This window comes from Streptomyces lydicus, from assembly GCF_000717345.1.
Taxonomy (GTDB): domain Bacteria; phylum Actinomycetota; class Actinomycetes; order Streptomycetales; family Streptomycetaceae; genus Streptomyces; species Streptomyces lydicus.
Genome location: NZ_JNZA01000007.1, coordinates 135,031 through 153,663 on the forward strand (window position 1 = coordinate 135,031; position 18,633 = coordinate 153,663).

At 74.0% G+C, this 18,633-nt stretch carries 17 protein-coding genes; 5 read left to right on the top strand and 12 right to left on the bottom strand.

Annotation, left to right across the window (positions count from 1 at the left end; translation table 11 throughout):
- Positions 1 to 108 precede the first annotated feature (108 nt).
- Positions 109 to 1,122: an SGNH/GDSL hydrolase family protein gene (locus OO62_RS08075; RefSeq protein WP_078617071.1), complete on the bottom strand. Its 1,014-nt coding sequence runs from the start codon at positions 1,120 to 1,122 to the stop codon at positions 109 to 111.
- 195 nt (positions 1,123 to 1,317) lie between these two features.
- Between OO62_RS08075 and OO62_RS08080 the strand changes: the two genes are divergently transcribed.
- Positions 1,318 to 2,706 (top strand): cystathionine beta-synthase, encoded by a 1,389-nt coding sequence (locus OO62_RS08080; protein WP_033266643.1) that lies wholly within the window; start codon positions 1,318 to 1,320, stop codon positions 2,704 to 2,706.
- A gap of 323 nt (positions 2,707 to 3,029) precedes the next feature.
- Here the strand turns inward: OO62_RS08080 and OO62_RS08085 are convergent, their stop codons facing one another.
- The 4 genes from OO62_RS08085 to OO62_RS08100 all read right to left on the bottom strand — a co-directional run bounded on the left by OO62_RS08085 (position 3,030) and on the right by OO62_RS08100 (position 6,502).
- Positions 3,030 to 3,443 carry a hypothetical protein gene (locus OO62_RS08085; RefSeq protein ID WP_033266566.1) on the bottom strand — a complete coding sequence of 138 codons (414 nt, stop codon included), beginning with the start codon at positions 3,441 to 3,443 and terminating at the stop codon, positions 3,030 to 3,032.
- A 41-nt stretch (positions 3,444 to 3,484) separates the two neighbouring features.
- Positions 3,485 to 4,906 (bottom strand): purine-cytosine permease family protein, encoded by a 1,422-nt coding sequence (locus OO62_RS08090; RefSeq protein ID WP_033266567.1) that lies wholly within the window; start codon positions 4,904 to 4,906, stop codon positions 3,485 to 3,487.
- Between the two features lie 112 nt (positions 4,907 to 5,018).
- Positions 5,019 to 5,588, bottom strand: a complete 570-nt coding sequence (locus tag OO62_RS08095; RefSeq protein ID WP_033266568.1) for a cysteine dioxygenase — start codon at positions 5,586 to 5,588, stop codon at positions 5,019 to 5,021.
- Positions 5,585 to 6,502: an amidohydrolase family protein gene (locus OO62_RS08100; RefSeq protein ID WP_033266569.1), complete on the bottom strand. Its 918-nt coding sequence runs from the start codon at positions 6,500 to 6,502 to the stop codon at positions 5,585 to 5,587. Before OO62_RS08100 ends, OO62_RS08095 begins: the two co-directional genes overlap by 4 nt.
- A gap of 159 nt (positions 6,503 to 6,661) precedes the next feature.
- On the opposite strand from OO62_RS08100, the gene OO62_RS08105 reads away from it, so the two are divergent.
- A complete protein-coding gene (locus OO62_RS08105) occupies positions 6,662 to 7,705 on the top strand; it encodes a LacI family DNA-binding transcriptional regulator (RefSeq protein WP_033266570.1) in 1,044 nt (347 codons plus the stop codon).
- A 24-nt stretch (positions 7,706 to 7,729) separates the two neighbouring features.
- On the opposite strand, the gene OO62_RS08110 is transcribed toward OO62_RS08105, so the two are convergent.
- Entirely contained in the window at positions 7,730 to 8,332 is a 603-nt protein-coding gene (locus tag OO62_RS08110; protein WP_051732872.1) for a class I SAM-dependent methyltransferase, read from the bottom strand.
- A gap of 134 nt (positions 8,333 to 8,466) precedes the next feature.
- Here OO62_RS08110 and OO62_RS08115 point away from each other — a divergent pair, with 134 nt between their 5' ends.
- Positions 8,467 to 9,558 (top strand): sigma-70 family RNA polymerase sigma factor, encoded by a 1,092-nt coding sequence (locus OO62_RS08115; protein WP_033266571.1) that lies wholly within the window; start codon positions 8,467 to 8,469, stop codon positions 9,556 to 9,558.
- A gap of 25 nt (positions 9,559 to 9,583) precedes the next feature.
- On the opposite strand, the gene OO62_RS08120 is transcribed toward OO62_RS08115, so the two are convergent.
- The 4 genes from OO62_RS08120 to OO62_RS08135 form a co-directional block, all read right to left on the bottom strand.
- Complete coding sequence (locus tag OO62_RS08120; RefSeq protein ID WP_033266572.1) at positions 9,584 to 10,510, bottom strand: ABC transporter substrate-binding protein; 927 nt, start codon at positions 10,508 to 10,510, stop codon at positions 9,584 to 9,586.
- An 82-nt stretch (positions 10,511 to 10,592) separates the two neighbouring features.
- The gene (locus OO62_RS08125) at positions 10,593 to 11,264 is read right to left on the bottom strand and encodes an ABC transporter permease (protein ID WP_033266573.1); all 672 of its coding nucleotides are present in this window, start codon (positions 11,262 to 11,264) and stop codon (positions 10,593 to 10,595) included.
- A 7-nt stretch (positions 11,265 to 11,271) separates the two neighbouring features.
- Entirely contained in the window at positions 11,272 to 11,979 is a 708-nt protein-coding gene (locus OO62_RS08130; protein ID WP_051732874.1) for an ABC transporter permease, read from the bottom strand.
- Positions 11,976 to 13,139 carry an ABC transporter ATP-binding protein gene (locus OO62_RS08135; protein ID WP_033266574.1) on the bottom strand — a complete coding sequence of 388 codons (1,164 nt, stop codon included), beginning with the start codon at positions 13,137 to 13,139 and terminating at the stop codon, positions 11,976 to 11,978. The genes OO62_RS08130 and OO62_RS08135 overlap by 4 nt, the downstream gene beginning before the upstream one ends.
- A gap of 229 nt (positions 13,140 to 13,368) precedes the next feature.
- Here OO62_RS08135 and OO62_RS08140 point away from each other — a divergent pair, with 229 nt between their 5' ends.
- Positions 13,369 to 14,853, top strand: coding sequence for an aromatic amino acid ammonia-lyase (locus tag OO62_RS08140; RefSeq protein WP_033266575.1), 1,485 nt, complete (start codon positions 13,369 to 13,371; stop codon positions 14,851 to 14,853).
- A gap of 210 nt (positions 14,854 to 15,063) precedes the next feature.
- Entirely contained in the window at positions 15,064 to 16,017 is a 954-nt protein-coding gene (locus OO62_RS08145; protein WP_033266576.1) for a MurR/RpiR family transcriptional regulator, read from the top strand.
- Positions 16,018 to 16,044: 27 nt separating this feature from the next.
- On the opposite strand, the gene OO62_RS08150 is transcribed toward OO62_RS08145, so the two are convergent.
- Together OO62_RS08150 and OO62_RS08155 are read right to left on the bottom strand one after the other, a co-directional pair.
- Complete coding sequence (locus tag OO62_RS08150) at positions 16,045 to 17,427, bottom strand: type III PLP-dependent enzyme domain-containing protein (RefSeq protein WP_051732878.1); 1,383 nt, start codon at positions 17,425 to 17,427, stop codon at positions 16,045 to 16,047.
- A 159-nt stretch (positions 17,428 to 17,586) separates the two neighbouring features.
- Positions 17,587 to 18,588, bottom strand: a complete 1,002-nt coding sequence (locus OO62_RS08155; protein WP_078617072.1) for an ABC transporter permease — start codon at positions 18,586 to 18,588, stop codon at positions 17,587 to 17,589.
- Between the last annotated feature and the right edge of the window lie 45 nt (positions 18,589 to 18,633).

An 18,633-nucleotide genomic window follows, 5' to 3' on the forward strand; every position in this document is an offset into this window, starting at 1 on the left:
GATGCGGGCCTCTTTTCTAAGCGGGCGCTTATGGGAACGGGTGGGGGCCGCCGGGTATTCCCCCGCGGCCCACGGGTTCCCGTACGGCCGCACGGCCGGTCCCGGCCGTCAGCGGCCGATCGACGAGGGGTCGGTCGGCTCCGCCGACGGCAGCTGACGGCGCCTGCGGTGCTTGAGCAGCGCCCAGGGCGCACGGGAGGCGGTGACCTCCGTACCGCCCTCGGACGCCGCCTCGGCGGCCGCCTGCTCGACCGGCAGCAGACCCTCGCCGCGGGCCGGCTCCGGCCGCTCCCCCTCCGGCCACAGCCCCAGCGCCGCGCACAGCGTCGGCAGGACGGCCATCGCGGCGGTGGCATAGCCCTCGGCCGACGGGTGGTAGTTGTCCGGCCCGAACAGCTCGCGGGGGCGCGCCTCGAACTCGGGGCCCAGCAGATCGCCCAGCGAGACCGTACGGCCGCCGCTCTCGATCACCCCGATGGTCTGGGCGGCCGCGAGCTGCCGGGACAGCCGCCGGGCCACCCAGCGCAGCGGCTGGTAGACCGGCTCGATGGTGCCCAGATCCGGGCAGGTGCCCACCACCACCGCACAGCCCGCGGTGTGCAGCCGCCGCACGGCCTCGGAGAGGTGGCGTACGGACTGCGCGGGCGGCATCCGGTGGGTGACGTCGTTGGCGCCGATCATGATGACGCAGACGTCCGGGGCCCCGGAGCCGTCCGCCAGTATCAGCTCCACCTGGCGCGGCAGGTCGTCCGACTGCGCGCCGGGCAGTGCCACGTTGCGGAAGTCCACGGGCAGTTCGGAGACCGCCGCCAGGCCCGAGGCGAGCAGTGCGCCTGGTGTCTGCGAGGCGCGGTGCACGCCCTGGCCCGCGGCGGTGGAGTCGCCGAGGAAGCCCAGCCGCAGCGGCGGACGGTCCGTGCGGTGGCCGAGTGCCGCGCCGTACCGGCCGTCGGCGCACGGCGGGATGTCGCTGGAGCCGCCGACCGTACGGCGGGCGAGCCGCACCTCGGTCAGCAGCACGCCGACGGCGGCGACGCCGAGCAGCCCGATCCCGCCGCCGCCGAACGCGGCAGCGGTCGCGATCCGCCGAGCCACCCTCGCCCTGGACATCGTCATCGGCATGGGCCGGACACCTCCCCGTGCAGTGTGGGCGCGCCACGGCCGGGGGCCGGGCGCGCTCTTGAATCAGCAAGAACTCCTACAACAGGGTGTTGCCCGTTCCTGCACGGAACGCAACTCATCCGTCCTCCACAGGGCCCGGGCAATAGGCTGGCCGCACGGGCGCAGGAGAGCGTGCCCCCGACCGCGGAGACCACCGTGCAGTTTTACGATTCGATGATTGAGCTCGTCGGCAACACCCCGCTGGTGCGGCTCAACAACGTCACTCGAGGGATCCAGGCCACCGTCCTGGCGAAGGTCGAGTACTTCAACCCCGGAGGTTCGGTCAAGGACCGGATCGCGCTGCGGATGATCGAGGCCGCCGAGCAGTCGGGTGAGCTGAAGCCGGGCGGCACCATCGTCGAGCCGACGTCCGGGAACACCGGCGTCGGCCTGGCGATCGTGGCCCAGCAAAAGGGGTACAAGTGCATCTTCGTCTGCCCGGACAAGGTGTCCACGGACAAGATCAACGTGCTGCGGGCGTACGGCGCCGAGGTGGTGGTCTGCCCGACGGCGGTGGACCCCGAGCACCCGGACTCGTACTACAACGTCTCGGACCGCCTGGTGCGCGAGACGCCCGGGGCCTGGAAGCCCGACCAGTACAGCAACCCCAACAACCCGCGGTCCCACTACGAGACCACCGGTCCCGAGCTGTGGGCGCAGACCGACGGGCGGATCACCCACTTCGTGGCGGGCGTCGGTACCGGCGGCACGATCAGCGGCACCGGCCGCTACCTCAAGGACGCCAGCGAGGGCCGGGTCAAGGTCATCGGTGCCGACCCGGAGGGCTCGGTCTACAGCGGCGGCTCCGGGCGCCCGTACCTGATCGAGGGCGTCGGTGAGGACTTCTGGCCGACCGCCTACGACCGTACGGTCGCGGACGGCATCGTGGCGGTGTCGGACAAGGACGCCTTCCAGATGACCCGGCGGCTGGCCAAGGAGGAGGGCCTGCTGGTCGGCGGCTCCTGCGGGATGGCCGTGGTGGCCGCGCTGGAGGTCGCCGCGGAGCTCGGCCCGGACGACGTGGTGGTCGTGCTGCTGCCGGACAGCGGCCGCGGCTACCTCTCCAAGATCTTCAACGACGAGTGGATGGCCGACTACGGCTTCCTGGAGGAGGGCGGCACCGCCGCCCGGGTCAGCGACGTGCTCCAGTACAAGGAGGGCGCGCTGCCCTCGCTGGTGCACATGCACCCCGAGGAGACCGTCGGCGAGGCGATCGACGTGCTGCGCGAGTACGGCGTCTCGCAGATGCCGATCGTCAAGCCGGGCGCCGGCCACCCGGACGTGATGGCCGCCGAGGTCGTCGGCTCCGTCGTCGAGCGCGAGCTGCTGGACGCGCTGTACACCCAGCGCGCCTCGCTCACCGACCCGCTGGAGAAGCACATGTGCCCGCCGCTGCCGCAGGTCGGCTCGGGTGAGTCGGTCTCGGACCTGATGGCGGTGCTGGAGGGCGCGGACGCCGCGATCGTCCTGGTCGAGGGCAAGCCCAAGGGTGTGGTGAGCCGGCAGGACCTGCTGGCCTTCCTGGCCCGCGAGGCCGGCAAGTAAGGCCGGCCGCGGCGGCCGTCCCCGGTGGCGGCCGCCGCCCGTGCGGTGCCTGCGGGGCGTCAGGAAGCCGTCAGGAAACGGGCCGTCGCCGCAAGGTGTACGTATGCGTCATGTGCTGGCAGCACGGGCTTAACACTCGTCAGGCACATTGATGTGCACGGCGATACGGACCTCCGGAGCGGCTCCCGGACCTCCCGCATCGCCACCCGGATGCGACGACCGGCCCTGACCCGGGTCGCTTCCCTCGCGGGGACCGCCGTCGTCCCGCCCCCGGCTCCGGCCGGGGTGCGGCGGTCCCCGCCACATCCTCTTCCGTCGGGGCGTCAGTCCCACTCGCCGTCGCGGCGCTCCGTGCGCCGGCGCAGCAGGTTGCGCAGGCTCGCGCTGTGCACGGCGTTGACGCCGACGATGCCGGCCCAGCACACCAGCAGTCCCGGCAGTCCCGCGTTGACCGCCGCCACCGCGGAGAGTGGGACGGCCAGCACCAGCGAGAGGGCGGCGACCCCGAACCGCTGCCAGAAGTCGCTGCCGCCGCCGGCCGGGCGCGGCGGGCGGGCGCCGCGCGCCACCTGCACCTGCTGTTCGGCGAGCTGCCGCCGCACCCGCAGGTCGACGGTCCCTGCCAGCTTCTCCAGGAAGGACTCCACCAGCTCCGACTCGTACTCCGGCCCCAGCTCCTTACGGGTCTGCAGGGTCGCGTCGAGTTCCTTGCGCAGATCGGGGTCGTGTGTCGCCATACCGGCGAGCCTACGGACCGGCGGCGCGGCGTGCGGTAGGGCTAACCCCCCGATCCGGCGGGCGCGTTCGCCCCGTGCTCCGCGTCGGGCACCGCCGGCCGCGCCACGCGGGCGGTGTCGCGGCGGGCGGTGAGCCAGTACAGGACGGCCGGTACGGCGAGGCCCACGAGCCAGGAGACGTCCGCGCCGCCGAGCGGGTCCACCAGCGGCCCGGTGTAGAAGGCGGTGGCGAGGAAAGGGAGTTGGGCGAGCACACCGAGGGCGTAGACGGCCAGCGCCTTGACGTTCCAGGCGCCGTAGCGGCCGGCCGGGTCGCTGAGCGCCGGCACGTCGTACCGCTCCTTGGAGATCAGGTAGTAGTCGACGAGGTTGATCGCCGACCAGGGCGTGAAGAAGGTCAGCAGGAACAGCAGGAAGTCCTTGAAGGATGTCAGGAAGGAGTCCTTGCCCAGGAGGGCGACGGCGGTGCCGGCCAGCATGATGCCGGCGATGTACGCCGAGCGGCCGCGCGGCGAGAGGGTCCGCTGACCGCGGAAGCCGCTGACGCTGGTGACCAGCGACATGAAGCCGCCATAGGTGTTGAGGATGTTGATGGTGAGCTTGCCGAGCGCGATGACGAAGTAGAGGAACGAGGCGATCAGCCCGGTGCCGCCCAGGCCGACGAGGTAGCCGACCTCGTGCCCGACGAACGCGGCCGGCGCGGCGGCGGCCGCCAGCGCCCCGAAGGTCATCGACCACTGCGAGCCGAGCACCGAGCCGGACAGCGTCCACCAGAACGTGGCGCGCGCCGAGGTGTGCCGCGGCAGGTAGCGCGAATAGTCGGCGACGTACGGGCCGAACGCCAGCTGCCAGGAGGCCGAGAGGGAGACGGCGAGCAGGAAGGCCGGCAGGGCGAACCGGTGGTCGGCCAGGAGGGTGCCGAGGTCGGCGCGCTGGAGGAGGCGGATGCCCAGGTAGACGAAGGTCAGCGCGCAGACCAGGCCGGCGATCTTGCCCAGGGTGTGGATGAGGCGGTAGCCGACGGCCGCGGCGAGCGCGGTCACCGCGGCGAAGACGATGATGCCCGGGGTCTCGCCCAGGTGCGTCAGCTCGCCGACCGCCTGGCCGGCGAGCACGCTGCCGCTGGCGAAGAACCCGATGTACATCACGATGACCAGCGCCAGCGGGACCACCGCCCCGCGCACCCCGAACTGCGCCCGGGAGGTGATCATCTGCGGCAGTCCGAGCCGCGGGCCCTGCGCGGAGTGCAGCGCCATCACCGCGCCGCCCGCGAGGTTGCCGAGCAGCAGCCCGATCAGCGACCAGAAGGCGTTCGCCCCGAAGACGACGGCCAGCGCGCCGGTGACCACGGCGGTGACCTGGAGATTGGCGCCCAGCCAGAGGGTGAACTGGCTGACCGCGCTGCCGTGCCGTTCGTCGTCGGGGACGACGTCGATCGAGCGCCGTTCGACCACACCTGCCATGAATCCGCCCCGGGTCGTTGCCTGTATGGATTCATGCAGGATCGGCGTCGATGAATGGAAGGTCAATAGGTGGGGACCGGAAAGTGGTTGATTCGCGGTAACGGGGCCGGGCTCAGGCCGCCGGGGAGGCGTCGCCCATCGGCCGCAGCTCGTCCGCGTACGAGACCGAGACCCGCCGAATCAGGCCGTCGTCGGTGATGTCGTACTGGCCCAGCCGCCACAGTGGCGGCGAGTAGGCGTGCACCGACACCGCGTCGTCGGTCGCGCCGGTGAGGCGGTGGATGTGGTCGGGGCCGAAGCAGAAGGAGGCCCCGGCGCCGACGGCGGTGGCCAGGTGCTCCCCGCCGATCCGCGGGTTGGACTCGGTCAGCACGCCCTGCACGACACGGACCGCGCCGGAGGAGAGGTCGTGGTCGTGCCAGCCGGTGTCGTTCTGCCGCGTCCAGCACAGCAGCCAGACGTCGACGAACTCGTCGCGGTACAGGGACGCGTAGTGCCGCTCGTCGTCGGAGAACGCGACCTGCTCGCGCCACAGGTCCGGGCGCGCGGCGAGCCCGTCGACCAGGGTCTTCAGCTCGCGCTTGTCGAGGTTGCGCGCCGGCAGCGCGGCGAACGGCTGCGTGCCGCCGGCGGCCTCACGGACGGTCTCCCGGGAGGCGGCGGGGGTGGCGGCGGGGGTCATGGGCGGGCTCCTTTCGTCGGGCCCAGCAGGCGGGCCGGGTTGGCGGTGCGCAGGGCGTGGACGGCGGCCTCCGCGCCGAGGTCGGGGATCACGGGCCGGGCGTAGGGGCGGTCGCTGCCGCTGACGATCACATCGATGCCGACGGCCCTGACCAGGGCGTCCACCGCGCGGGTCCCGTACGAGGAGGTCTCGTAGAAGACGCGGTGGTCCACCCGGCCGCGGTCCGCCCCGCCGCCGCGGGCGACCAGCCGTTCGCCGTGCAGTGGCGCCAGGCCCGCCAGCGCCGCGAAGCAGACCCGCAGTCCGGGGTGGCGCGGCCGGCCGAAGGCGCGGAAGGCGAACCACGCGGCGTGCATCTGATGGACGTACGGGACCAGCGCCGGCCACCAGGCGGGCGCGCCGGGCGGTGCGACGGGGGCCGCGCCGGGGTGCACGAACAGCGGTTTGTCCAGCTCGGTGAGGACGTCCAGCAGCGGGGCGCAGCGGTCCCATCCCCCGGCGTCGAGCAGTGCGGTGGCGGGCAGTTGCAGGCCCACGCAGCCGCGGCGCAGCGCGTCCCGCAGCGCGGCGGTGTCCGGCCCGGGCGCGGACAGCCGGGCCGCGGCCCAGACACCGAAGGGGGCGGGCAGCTCCAGTGCGCCGTCGTGGAACGCGGCGAGCAGCGGGTCGGCCTCCTCGGGCGGCAGGTATTCGATGCCGAGCGGGCTGGAGAGCGACACCAGGGCCAGGTCCAGGCCGTCGGCGCGGGCGAGCGCGGTGCGGGCCGCGAGGTCGTGGTCGGCGGGCGCGACGTCGTACGGCGGCTCGCCGGGCAGGTGCAGGGTCCAGCCGTCGAGCCGGGGCGGTGCCTCGCGGGCCCGCAGCAGGGCGACGAACGCGGCCGGCCAGAGGTGCTGGTGGACATCGGTGGGCACGGGCGCCGACCTCCTCAACCGCTTCACTTAACCGCTTAACTGATGCGTTTAAGTGAAGCGGTTAACAACAGGGGCTGTCAAGCCTGCGCCGGATCCGCCGGGGTGACCGGCCCGCCTCGTGTGCCGGGCCGGGGCGCCTCCTTGGGTAGGCTTCCGGGCATGGCCAGGCCCAATAAGCGCACCACCCTCCGCGAGGTGGCCGAGGCCACCGGACTCTCCACCGCCGCCGTCTCCTACGCGCTGCGCGGCAAGCACGTGTCCAAGGAGACCGAGGAGCGGGTGCGCAAGGCCGCCGCCGAACTCGGCTACGAGGCCGACCCGATCGCCCGCGCCCTCGCCAGCGGCCGCACCAGCACCGTCGGGGTGCTCGCCGGCGACCTCCAGGACCTCTGGCAGCAGCAGCTGATGGCCGCCATAGGGCGCGAGCTGCTGGCCGGCGACCGCTACGCGCTGATCCTCGACGCGGGCGGCGACCCGGCCCGCGAACTGACCCTCGCCAAGCAGCTGCGCGACCAGCGCGTCGACGGTCTGCTGGTCTCGCCCGTCGACCCGTCCGCCGAGGGCTGGGCGGCGATCGCCGACGCGGTGCCGGTGGTCTCCATCGGCGACGCGCTGAGCCGGGCCCGTACCGCGGGCGAGGTGCTCTTCGACAACCGCGCCGGCATCGACGCCGTACTCGACTACCTGCGCGGCCTGGGCCACCGCCGGGTCACGGTGCTCACCCCCACCGGCCCCTCCACCCCCGACCGCCCCGCCGACGTCTATGTCCGCGAGGCCGCCGACCGGCTCGGCCTCGGCGTCGAAGTCCTGCCCTGCGCCCAGGAGCTGGGCGAGGCGACCGCGGTCGCCCGCCGGGTGCTGACCAACAGTCCCGACGGCCGCCGGACCACCGGCCCCGGCCTCGCCCCGCCCACCGCCGTCTTCTGCTTCTCCGACTCCATCGCCTACGGCGTCTACGCGGCCGCCGCCGAAGCCTCCCTCACCGTGGGCCGCGACCTGTCCGTCGTCGGCTTCGACGACCACCCCGTCTCCCGTGTGCTGACCCCGCCGCTGACCACCGTCGACTGGGGCCTCGGGGAGATCGCCAAGGAGGCCGCCCGGCTCGCGGTCGCCGCCATCGAGGGCCGCCGGGTCCGCCGCAAGCGCATCCTGTGCGCGCCCCGCCTGTCGGAGCGGGGGTCGGCGGTGCGGGTCACGGACTGAGGGGTGTCCGCCGGGCAGTCGCGGTCAGTGCCCTCGCCGGGCGTGCAGCATCAGCCAGTCGCGGTGGGTGGTCCACCGGGTGTCCCCGGTGACCTCGAAGCCCGCGTCGACCAGCATCCCGGTGAGCGGGGCGAGCCGGTGCCGGACGTACCAGCGCCGCAGCTCCGGGGCGTACGGGACGGCCTCCCAGTCCTCGCCGTCACCCTCGGCGAGACTCAGCACGAGACGGCCGCCCGGCCGGGTGATCCGGGCGAACTCGCCCAGCACCCCGGGTACTTCGGGGCGCGGAATGTGCAGCAGGGCGGCCACGCACCACACCGCGTCGACGGCCGACGGGGCCAGCGGCAGGGCGCGCATGTCCGCCTGGACGAGGCCGGGCACGCCGCCGGCGGCGAGCATCTCGCCGGACAGGTCGAAGCCGGTGGCCCGGAAGCCGCGCTCGCGCAGCAGACGGGTGTGGTGGCCGGGACCGCAGCCGATATCCGCGATCACCGCCCCGGCGGGGAGCAGCCCGGCGAGCCGGTCCGCCTCGGCGGTGACCGCGGCCGGGGTGGACTGCCAGCGCCGGGCGTAGGCGGCGGCGATGGCGTCGTACGTCTCGCGGGTGGTGGCGGCGAAGTCGGTCATGGCCGCACCATACGGCTCGCGGGCGGCCCGGCCGAGGGGCAGACTGGTGCCGGGCGCCCCGGCACCGTGGCGGGGGCAGAAGCCGGTGGCCGGCCGAACGGCCGGATGGGCGGGTCTCGATGAAACGGTCCTCGATGAGCGACACCACGGCGGTGGGCGGAGCGCCCGCCGCGGACCGGGCCGGGACGCCGGACGACGGTGAACAGCCGGCGGACCAGGGCGCGTTGGCGGACCGGCTGGAGGCGCATCGCACCGAGCTGACCGGCTACTGCTACCGCATGCTGGGCTCGGCCTTCGAGGCCGAGGACGCCGTGCAGGAGACGATGGTGCGGGCCTGGCGCGGCCACGACCGCTTCGAGGGGCGCTCCTCGCTGCGCTCCTGGCTCTACCGGATCGCCACCAACGTCTGCCTGGACCTGCTCAGGGGCAGCAAGCGCCGGGCCCGGCCGATGGACCTGTCCTCCCCGTCGAGCGTGGACACCCCGATCGGGACCGGGCTGCCCGAGACGACCTGGATCGGGCCGGTCCCGGACGAGCGGGTGCTGGCATCGGCCGGCGACCCGGCCGAGACCGCGGTCGCCCGGGAGTCGGTGCGGCTGGCGTTCATCGCCGCGCTGCAGCGGCTGGCGCCCCGGCAGCGGGCGGTGCTGATCCTGCGCGAGGTGCTCAGCTGGTCCGCGGCCGAGGTCGCGGAGCTGCTGGGCAGCTCGGTCGCCTCGGTCAACAGCGCGCTCCAGCGCGCCCGGGCCACCCTCGCCGCGGATGCCGGCACCACCCCCGACGCCCCGCCCGAGCCGCTGGGCGACGAGCAGCAGGCCCTGCTCCGGCGCTACGTCGACGCCTTCGAACGCTTCGACATGGACGCCCTGACCGCGCTGCTGCACGAGGACTGCACGCTCTCCATGCCGCCGTACGCGCTGTGGCTGCGCGGCCGCGCGGACATCCTGGAATGGCTGCTGGGGCCAGGCTGCGGCTGCCGCGGCTCGCACCTGGTGCCGGTCGCGGCGAACGGCCGGCCGGCGTTCGGCCAGTACCGCACCGGGGGCACCTCCCGGACAGGGTCCGGGGGCGGCACCCCCTGGGCGATCCAGGTCATCGAGACGGCGGACGGCCGGATCACCGCTCTGCAGTCCTTCCTGGACACCGAGCGGCTGTTCCCGCTGTTCGGGCTCCCGCCGCGGTACGACGGGCCCGCTACCGGTGACCGGGCGGCGGACGGCCGGTAGCGGGCGGCCGGTGGCGGGCGGCGCCTCACCCCAGCTTGTGCTTCTTCAGCCAGGCGTTCGCCACCCGGTCCGGGTCCTGCTTGTCCTTGTCGACGAGGCGGTTGAGCCGGGTGAGGTCGCCGGTCGTCAGGGCGTTGCCCAGCTCGGCGAGCGCCTTGCGGACCTTGGAGTCGGCCTTGCGGGCGGCGATCAGCGGAACGATGTGCTGGGCGGGGATGAGGTGCTTCGGATCCGCCAGCAGCACCCAGCCGTTCTCCGCGGTGTCGACGTCGGTGGTGAAGACGTTGGCGACGTCGACATCGCCCTTCTTCAACGCGCCCTTGACCAGCGGGCCGGACGAATCCAGCGCCTTGAATTCCTTGAATTCCACCCCGTACTGCTCCTTGAGGCCGACCACCCCGACGACCCGCTTCTTCATTTCGGCGGCGGCGCCGAACGTCAGCTTCCCGTTGACCTTGCGCAGGTCGGCGAGCGTGCTGAGGCCGTAGCGGTCGGCGGTCTCCCGGGTGACGGCGAAGCTGTCGCGGTCCTCGGCGGCCGCGTAGGGGAGCACCTCCAGGCCGTCGGGGACCACCGTGGCCAGCGCGTTCTGCATCGCGCCCGCCTCGGTCTCGGTGGCCTTCTTGTCGAGGTAGAGCAACAGGCTGCCCTGGTATTCGGGGAGCAGGTCGATGTCGCCGGAGCGCAGCGCGGGCACCACGATCTCGCGGGAGCCGAGGTTGGGCTTGACGGTGGCCTTGACCCCGGCGGCGGCCAGCACGCCCGCGTAGAGGTAGCCGAGGACCTGGTTCTCGGTGAAGTTGGCGGTCCCGATGACGAGTCCGCCGCTGCTGCTCCCGCTGTCGCCGCCGGCGCCGTCCCCCTTGAGGGAGGTAATGCCGGAGGAACAGGCGGCCAGCGCCGGGGCGGAGGCCCCGGCGAGCAGCGCGGCGAGGACGGAACGACGGTTCATGGGCGGGGCTCCTCGGGACGTACGGACGGGGGCGGGGCGGCGGCGGGCGCCCGGCGGGCCGCGGCGGGGGCGGCGGCGGGCATCAGCGGGCCGCGGCCGGCCGGCCGCGGAACAGCAGCCGCGTCAGGCCGCCCAGCGCCAGGTCGGCGACGACGGCGAGCACGGCGACCAGGGCCGCGCCGCCGAGCACCTGCACCAGATCGCGCTGTGCCAGGCCGTCGAAGACGTAGCGGCCCAGCCCCCCGAAGCTGACGTAGGCCGCGATGGTGGCGGTGGCGACGACCTGCACGGTCGCCAGCCGTACGCCGGTCATGATCAGCGGCAGCGCCAGCGGGAGTTCGACCTGCCAGAGGATCTGGCGGCCGCGCAGCCCCACGCCCTTGGCGGCGTCCTTCACCTCCGGGTCGACCGCGGCCATCCCCGCGTAGGTGTTCGTGATGATCACCGGCACCGCGAGGGCGACCAGGGAGACGTACACCGGCCACACGCTCAGCCCGCCGGCCAGGAAGACCAGCGTCACCAGCCCGACGGTGGGCAGCGCGCGGCCGAAGGAGGAGAGGTTCACGGCGAGGAACGCGCCGCGGCCGGTGTGCCCGATGAGCAGGCCGATGGGCAGCGCGATCACGGCCGCGGCGAGGGTGGCGAGCACCGAGTACTCCAGGTGCTCCAGGATGCGGGTGGCGATGCCCTCGGGGCCCGACCACTGGGCCGGGCTGGTCAGCCAGGACGCGAGGTTCTTCAACAGTTCGAGCATCGGCGCGTCACGCTCGCTTCCACAGCTTGAGGGCGGCCGGCAGCTTCGCGAACGGCGACGTCGCGGCGCGCGGCCGGGCGGCGCCGCGCCGCCAGGGGGTGCACAGCCACTGAACGGTCACCAGCAGCGCGTCGGCGACCAGGGCGAGCAGCAGGGTCAGGACCACACCGGCGACGACCGGAGTGGGGAAGTTGCGCTGGAAGCCGTCGGTGAAGAGCTGGCCGAGGCCGCCGTAGCCGATGTAACTCGCCACGCTGACCAGGGAGATGGACATGACGGTGGCGACCCGTACCCCCGCCATGATCACCGGGAGGGCGAGCGGCAGCTCGACCGTGAGCAGGGTGCGCAGCGGCTTGGTCCCCATCGCCTTGGACGCCTCGCGCGCCTTGACGGGCACCGCGTCCAGGCCCTCGACGGTGTTCCGTACGAGCACCACCAGGGTGTAGGCGGTCAGGCCGACGATCGCGGTGGTGCGGGTCAGCCCGGTGACCGGCAGCAGCAGCACGAAGAAGGCGAGGGAGGGGATGGTGTAGAGGATGTTGGAGGCGCCGAGGACGAAGGCGCGCAACGGCCGTACGCGGTGCGCGAGGACCGCCAGCGGCAGCGCGATCAGCAGGCCGAGGAGCACGGCGGGCACGGCGGTGGCGAGGTGGTCCGCGGTCAGTCGGGTCATCTCGTCGGCGTGGTCGGGGAACCAGCCCCATTCGATGGTCATGCGGGACGCTCCGTGGCGGCGGCCGCGGCGGTGGCCCCGGTGGCAGCCGCCGGCGTGGTGGTGCCCGCGGCCTCCGCGTGGCTGCGGCCGGCCCGGTCGTGGATCGCCTCGCGCGAGGTGATCCCGGTCAGCACGCCGTCCGTGGTGACCCGGGCGACCGCACCGGCCGGCGAGGAGACCGCCTCGTTGAGCGCCGACAGCAGGGAGTCGGTGTCGCGCAGCGGCCGTACGGGCGCCAGCGCGGCCTCGCCCGCGGTGCCGCCGGCGGGCAGGGCGTCGGTGTCGAGCCAGCCCAGCGGCTCCCCGCGCGCGGAGGTCACCAGGCGCCAGCGCCCGCCGGCGCGGGACACCGCACCGGCCGGCTCGTCCGCGCGTATCGCCCGGCCGGGCGCGGAGGGCACATCGGCCAGGCTGGTGAGCGAGAGCAGCTTGAGTCCGCGCTCCGCGCCCAGGAAGTCGGCGACGAAGTCATCGGCGGGCCGGGCCAGCAGCTCGGCGGGTTCGGCGCACTGGACGAGCCGGCCGCCGGTGCGGAAGACCGCGATCCGGTCGCCGAGCCGGACCGCCTCGTCGATGTCGTGGGTGACGAAGACGACGGTCTTGCGCAGCTCCTCCTGGAGCCGCAGCAGCTCGTTCTGCAGCTGGGTGCGGACGACCGGGTCGACCGCGCCGAACGGCTCGTCCATCAGCAGCACCGGCGGGTCGGCGGCCAGCGCCCGGGCCACGCCGACGCGCTGCTGCTGGCCGCCGGAGAGCTGGTGCGGATAGCGCTTGCCGGCGTCCCCGGGCAGCCCCACCAGCTCCAGCAGCTCGGCGGCGCGGGCGCGGGCCTTGCGCCGGCCCCAGCCCAGCAGCAGCGGGACGGTCGCGATGTTGTCGAGGACCGTACGGTGAGGGAAGAGGCCGGACTGCTGGATGACGTAGCCGATGCCGCGGCGCAGCTCGGCGGCGTCCGCCTCCAGGATGTCGCGGCCGCCGACGCTGATCGTGCCGGCGGTCGGCTCGACCATGCGGTTCACCATCCGCAGGGTGGTCGTCTTGCCGCACCCCGACGATCCGACGAGGACGGTGACGCCGCCCTCGGGGAGATCGAGGGACAGATCGTCCACGGCGGTGGTGCCATTCGGGTATCGCTTGCTGACTGCGTCGAACTTGATCATCCGCTGCCCCTTGCCCGGCCTGCATAGTGTCATGCAGAGTCTTAGGCGTATGAATAGAAGTCAATAGGCGGAAGTAAATCGCTCGTTACATCGCGTGGTGACGGCGCGCGATACCCGCGAGTTCTCTCCTGAATTCGCCTCGTACTTCGCTTCACCGTACGGAACGTGGTGTCGGACTTTCATTCACAAAGCGCGTTATAAGAGGGAGTTGAGCCCCTTGGTTTCCCACATGCTGGACACCGGACGGCGGGCCGGCCGGCGCATCACACTCGACGGCACCGGTCTGCACACCGCCGATATCGCCGCCCTCGCGGAGCGCACCGCCCGCCCCGCCCCGCCCGACCCCAAGGCGCTCGCCCGCGCCGAGGAATCCTGGGAGACCGCCCGCCGCCTCGCCGCCACCGGCCGCGTCTACGGGCGCAGCACCGGCGTCGGCGCGAACCGTACGGAGGACGTCGGGGCCGCCGACGCCGCCCACGGACTCCGCCTGCTGCGCAGCCACGCCGGCGCGATCGGCGACCCGCTGCCCGCCCGCGAGGTCCGCGCCATGCTCGTGGTGCGGGTCAACCAGCTGCTGGCGGGCGGCGCCGGCCTCAACCCCGCCGTCATCACCGCGCTCCTCGCCGCGCTGGAGTCGGGCGCGCACCCCGTCGTCAACGAGCACGGCGCGGTCGGCACCGGAGACCTCGCCGCCCTCGCCCAGACCGGGCTCGCGCTGGCCGGCGAACACCCCTGGACGTGTGCGCCCGGAGCCCGGGCCCCGGACCCGCTCGCCCTCGACAACAACGACGCGCTGGCCCTGATCAGCAGCAACGCCCTCACGCTCGGCCAGTCCGCGCTCGCCCTGGACGAACTCCGCCGCCTCCTGGCCGCCTCGCTGCCGGTCGCCGCGCTCTCCCTGCTCGCGGTCGGCGGCTCCCACGAACCCTTCGCCGAACCGGTGATGCTGGCCCGCCCGCACCGCGGCTCCGCGGCCGCCGCCACCCGTATGCGCACCCTCGCGGGCGTACCGCCGCGCCCCGCCCCGCCGCTGGGCCGCATCCAGGACCCCTACGGCTTCCGCTGCCTCCCCCAGATCCACGGCCCCGCGCTCGACGCCGCCGACACCCTCGACGACGTCCTCACCGTGGAGGTCAACGCCGCCGCCGAGAACCCCCTGATCAGCATCGAGGACCAGGCCGCCTACCACCACGGCAACTTCTACGCCGCCCATGCGGCGCTCGCCCTCGACACCTTCCGCCTCGCCGTCCTGCAGACGGCGCGGCTGTCCACCGCCCGCCTGGCCGCGCTCTCCGAGCCGGACTTCACGAGGCTGCGGCCCTTCCTGGGCGACGCCGCCCCGGCCAGCTCCGGCGTGATGATCCTCGAGTACGCGGCCGGCGCGGCCCTCGGGGAGATGCGTGCGGTCTCCCACCCGGCCTCCCTCGGCCACGCCGTGCTCTCCCGGGGCGTCGAGGAACAGGCCAGCTTCGCCTCGCTGGCCGCCCGCCAGACCCTGCGGGCCTGCACGTACTACCGTCAGGTCCTCGCCTGCGAACTGGTCGCCGCCGTCCGCGCCCTGCGCATGCGTTCCCTCGAACCCGACCCCGGCCTCCCCCTGACCGACGCCTACCACCTCGCCGCCGACGCCCTCGATCCCCGTATGGAGGACCGCCCGCTGACCGCGGACGTCGCGGTCGCGATGGGACTGCTGGACGAGCTGGCACGGATATGAACGGATGTGTGCGGATGAGGGGCCGGTTCCGGGGACGGGGGCGGGGCGCCGGCGGAGGGGGTGCTAGGCCCGGGGGCCGGGCCCCGGGGCCGGGGTGACGGGCCCGTCCGGCGCGCTCACGAGGCGTCGCGCGGGTCGGCGCGGGCCAGAAGTTCCGTACAGTCGGTCGACACAGGAGAAGGCCCCCGAACGGGCCGGGAAGAAGAGGCGATGAGCGGGGACGGGGACAACGGCGGCGTCGCCGGCGCGGCCGGCGGCCGGCCGGCCACCACGGAGCAGCAGCGCGCCCGCGAGACGCGGGGCGCGGAGAACGGTGCGGCCGGGGGCGCGGACACCGGCACCGCCGCCCGCCTCCAGAAGCTGTTCGAGGGCCACCGGCTGACCCCCACCCAGCGCCGGATCGCGCACTGCATGGTGCGCCGGGCCGCCGACGCGCCCTTCCTCTCCAGCGTCGAACTGGCCGAACTGGCCGGCGTCAGCCAGCCCTCGGTCACCCGCTTCGCCGTCGCCCTGGGCTTCGACGGCTACCCGGCGCTCCGGCGCCATCTGCGCGAGGTCGCCCCCACCGAGAAGCCCGACGACACCGGCTCGTACAACGAGTACCAGCAGGCCGTGCAGGCGGAGATCGACAACCTCCGCCACCTGGCCGCGGCGCTCGCCGACCCGGCGCCGGTGAGCGAGGCCGGCCGGCTGCTCGCCGCCTCCCGCCCGCTCCCCGTCCTCGGCCTGCGCGCCGCCACCGCCCAGGCTGCCGGCTTCGCCTACTTCGCCCGCAAGGTCCACCCCGACGTCCGCCTCCTGGACGAGGGCGGCACCATGCTCACCGACCGGATCGACGCCGCCGCCCGGGCCGGCGCCACCGCCCTCATCTGCTTCGCCCTGCCCCGCCACCCCCGCGAGGTCGTCGACGCCCTCGAATACGCCCGCACGGTCGGCCTGACCGTCATCACCGTCGCGGACAGCGCGTTCGCCCCCGTCGCCCACCACACCGACCTGCTCCTGCCGGCCCCGGTCGGCACCGGCCTGGCCTTCGACACGGCCTGCGCCCCGATGCTGCTGGGCCGCGTCCTGCTGGAGGCCATGTGCGACGCCCTCCCGGACGCCCAGGCCCGGCTGGAGGAGTTCGACTCCAGGGCGGCGGCACGGGGCCTGTTCGTGGAGTGAGGGCCGGCTGCCGCGCCGGGATGCCGCTCACCGCTCCCCGAGGCCGTCCAGCGCGTCCGTGTGGGCGGCGCCGCTCTCGACCGTGAGCTCCTCCAGGGTCTGGGGAGTGCGGACGGTCGCGAAGCGGAGCGTGCCGTCGGGGTCGGCCGCATAGCCGTAAATGCCCGGGCGGGGGAGCGAGTTGTAGGCGAAGTGGGTGGAGAAGTAGTACGCGCCGGTGTCCAGCAGGGCGGCGTGGTCGCCGGACTCCAGACGCGGCAGCGGCCGGTTCTCGGCGACCAGGTCGCCGGCGAAGCAGCAGGGCCCCGCGACGTCCTGGGCGACCGGCTCGCCCGTCTTGGGGCAGCCCTCCGCGTCGTAGGCGGCGACCCGCAGCGGCCAGGCGTCGGGCACGAAGACCGTACGGGTGGCGACCTGGGCACCGGCATGGGTGACCGCGATGGGACGGCCGCCCGCCGACTTCGCGTACTCGACGCGGGCGAGGATCGTGCCGTGCTTGGCCAGCAGTGAGCGGCCGAACTCGGTGACCAGGCCGTAGCGGCCGGAGAACAGGCCGGGAACGAGGGAGTGCAGCAGCGCCACGTACGTGCGGTAGGTGGGGGTGACGGCGTCCGAGGAGAAGTTCACCGGCAGGCCGCCGCCGATGTCCAGGGTGTCGATCTGACGTCGGCCGGCCTTCGCGTTGATCTCCTCGGCCAGTTCGAACGTGGCCAGTACGCCGGCGGCCATCAGCTCCAGCGGCATGCCCTGGGACCCCACGTGGGCGTGCAGCCGGGTCAGCCACGGCCGGTCGAGGAAGGCCCGTACGACCCACTCGCGGGCGCCCTCGTCGCGCAGCGCGATCCCGAACTTGGAGGTGTCGGTGGCGGTGCTCATCGCGCCGATGGTGCCGCCGCCGATCTGCGGATTGACCCGCAGGCCCAGTGGCGCGGCACTCGGCGCGGCGGCCATCAGCGCGTCGAGACGGGCCAGTTCCTCGGGGTTGTCGGCGTTGACGGCGATCCCGAGGGCGAGCGCCTCGCGCAGTTCCGCGGGGGTCTTGGCCGGGGAGTCCAGCACGGTGCGGGCGGCGGGCACCCCGGCGGCGCGGGCCAGCGCCAGCTCGCCGGGGCTGGCCACCTCGCAGCCGAGCCCCTCCCGTGCGAGCAGCCGCAGCACGGGCACGAGCGAGGCGGCCTTCACCGCGAACGCGTGCAGGACCGGGGTGCCGGGCGCGACGAACTCCTCGAAGGCGGCGCGTAGTTCCGCCGCGGAGCGACGCGCCCCGTCGACGTCCAGCAGCCCGGCGACGGGCCGGTCCGGTCCCACCAGCCCCCGCGCCACGGCTGCGCGTACCGCGCGGTCCCGCTCGCGGCCCCGCTCTCGATCTCGGTCCGGTTCTCGTGCTGGGTCTCGGTCCGTGAGGCTCATGACTCAACTCCATCATTGAGGACGGGGGGCCCGCCAACGAGGACGGCCTCGCGACCCGGCCGGGTTGCGGTACGACCCGTTCGGCCGCCCCGGCCGGGGCGGCCGGGTGACCGGTTGCCGTACGCGCCGTTCCGCTGCCCGGCCGGTCCGTGCCGGGCCTCAGGCGGTCCGGGCGTCGCCGGTCGACCTGCGGTGCCGCTGCGCGAGGCGGGAGCCGGATTCGCGGCGGGCGGCCCGGCGCAGGAGCGGTACGGCCAGGAGGAAGCCGAGCACGGCCCAGGCGGTCAGCACCAGGGCGACCGTCGGCAGCTCCCACGAGCCGGCCGGCTCCGCGGCCCGGGCGGCGTCGGGCAGCAGCGCCGAGCGCAGCCCCTGGGCCATCCACTTCAGCGGGAAGACCGAGGCGATCTTCTGGACCACCCCCGGCAGCGAGGAGAGCGGGAACATCGCCCCCGAGGTGATCAGCAGCGCCATCGCCGGCAGCATGATCAACGCCAGCGCCTCCCGCGGGTTGGGCAGCACGGCACCTATCGCGGCGCCCAGCGGCACGACGGCGAGCAACCCCAGCGCACTGACCCACAGCAGTGTCAGCCAGCCGCCGGCACTGTGCGGCAGCGGTCCGTCCACAAGGAGGGCCGCCGTGCCCAGGAGCAGGACCAGGGTGGCCAGCGCCAAGGCGACCACCAGCACCGACTTGGCGACGAGGTAGGCCGGTATCCCGCCGGGGGTGGCGCGCAGCCGCAGCAGGGCGCCCTCCTCCCGCTCGGTCACCAGGATCTGCGGAAGGCTGACCAGGCCGATCTGGAACAGCAGATAGGCGGCGAAGCCGGAGAGCGTCAGATGGGCCATGGGCACGTGGGTGCCGGGCACGTCGCCGCTGAGGTAGCTCGCGAGGGTCAGGGCGACGGCGATGTTGAGCAGATTGCCGGTCATCTCCTTGGGGTTCCGCAGGAGATGGCGTATCTCGATCACGCCGCGCTGGAACCCGGCCCGCCAGTGCCGCCGGGCCGCGGCGGACCGCCGCCCGGTGTGCGCCGTCCGGACCGCACCGGCCGCACGGGCCCCCTCGGTCGCACCGCCCCTCCCGACCGTCGTCGTTGCCGCCGCCCCTGTTGTCCCTGCCGGCCCTGCCGCCCCGTCCGCGCCTGCTGCCGCAGTCATGCCTGCTGTGTCCGTCGTCCCTGCCGTCACCGCTGTCCCCCCGTC

Excerpts from the sequence above, each read along its gene's own strand:
- OO62_RS08075 (WP_078617071.1), bottom strand. The coding sequence starts at position 1,122 with ATGCCGATGACGATGTCCAGGGCGAGGGTGGCTCGGCGGATCGCGACC.
- OO62_RS08085 (WP_033266566.1), bottom strand. The coding sequence starts at position 3,443 with ATGGCGACACACGACCCCGATCTGCGCAAGGAACTCGACGCGACCCTG.
- OO62_RS08090 (WP_033266567.1), bottom strand. The coding sequence starts at position 4,906 with ATGGCAGGTGTGGTCGAACGGCGCTCGATCGACGTCGTCCCCGACGAC.
- OO62_RS08095 (WP_033266568.1), bottom strand. The coding sequence starts at position 5,588 with ATGACCCCCGCCGCCACCCCCGCCGCCTCCCGGGAGACCGTCCGTGAG.
- OO62_RS08105 (WP_033266570.1), top strand. The coding sequence starts at position 6,662 with ATGGCCAGGCCCAATAAGCGCACCACCCTCCGCGAGGTGGCCGAGGCC.
- OO62_RS08110 (WP_051732872.1), bottom strand. The coding sequence starts at position 8,332 with ATGACCGACTTCGCCGCCACCACCCGCGAGACGTACGACGCCATCGCC.
- OO62_RS08115 (WP_033266571.1), top strand. The coding sequence starts at position 8,467 with ATGAGCGACACCACGGCGGTGGGCGGAGCGCCCGCCGCGGACCGGGCC.
- OO62_RS08120 (WP_033266572.1), bottom strand. The coding sequence starts at position 10,510 with ATGAACCGTCGTTCCGTCCTCGCCGCGCTGCTCGCCGGGGCCTCCGCC.
- OO62_RS08125 (WP_033266573.1), bottom strand. The coding sequence starts at position 11,264 with ATGCTCGAACTGTTGAAGAACCTCGCGTCCTGGCTGACCAGCCCGGCC.
- OO62_RS08130 (WP_051732874.1), bottom strand. The coding sequence starts at position 11,979 with ATGACCATCGAATGGGGCTGGTTCCCCGACCACGCCGACGAGATGACC.
- OO62_RS08135 (WP_033266574.1), bottom strand. The coding sequence starts at position 13,139 with ATGATCAAGTTCGACGCAGTCAGCAAGCGATACCCGAATGGCACCACC.
- OO62_RS08140 (WP_033266575.1), top strand. The coding sequence starts at position 13,369 with ATGCTGGACACCGGACGGCGGGCCGGCCGGCGCATCACACTCGACGGC.
- OO62_RS08145 (WP_033266576.1), top strand. The coding sequence starts at position 15,064 with ATGAGCGGGGACGGGGACAACGGCGGCGTCGCCGGCGCGGCCGGCGGC.
- OO62_RS08150 (WP_051732878.1), bottom strand. The coding sequence starts at position 17,427 with ATGAGCCTCACGGACCGAGACCCAGCACGAGAACCGGACCGAGATCGA.
- OO62_RS08155 (WP_078617072.1), bottom strand. The coding sequence starts at position 18,588 with ATGACTGCGGCAGCAGGCGCGGACGGGGCGGCAGGGCCGGCAGGGACA.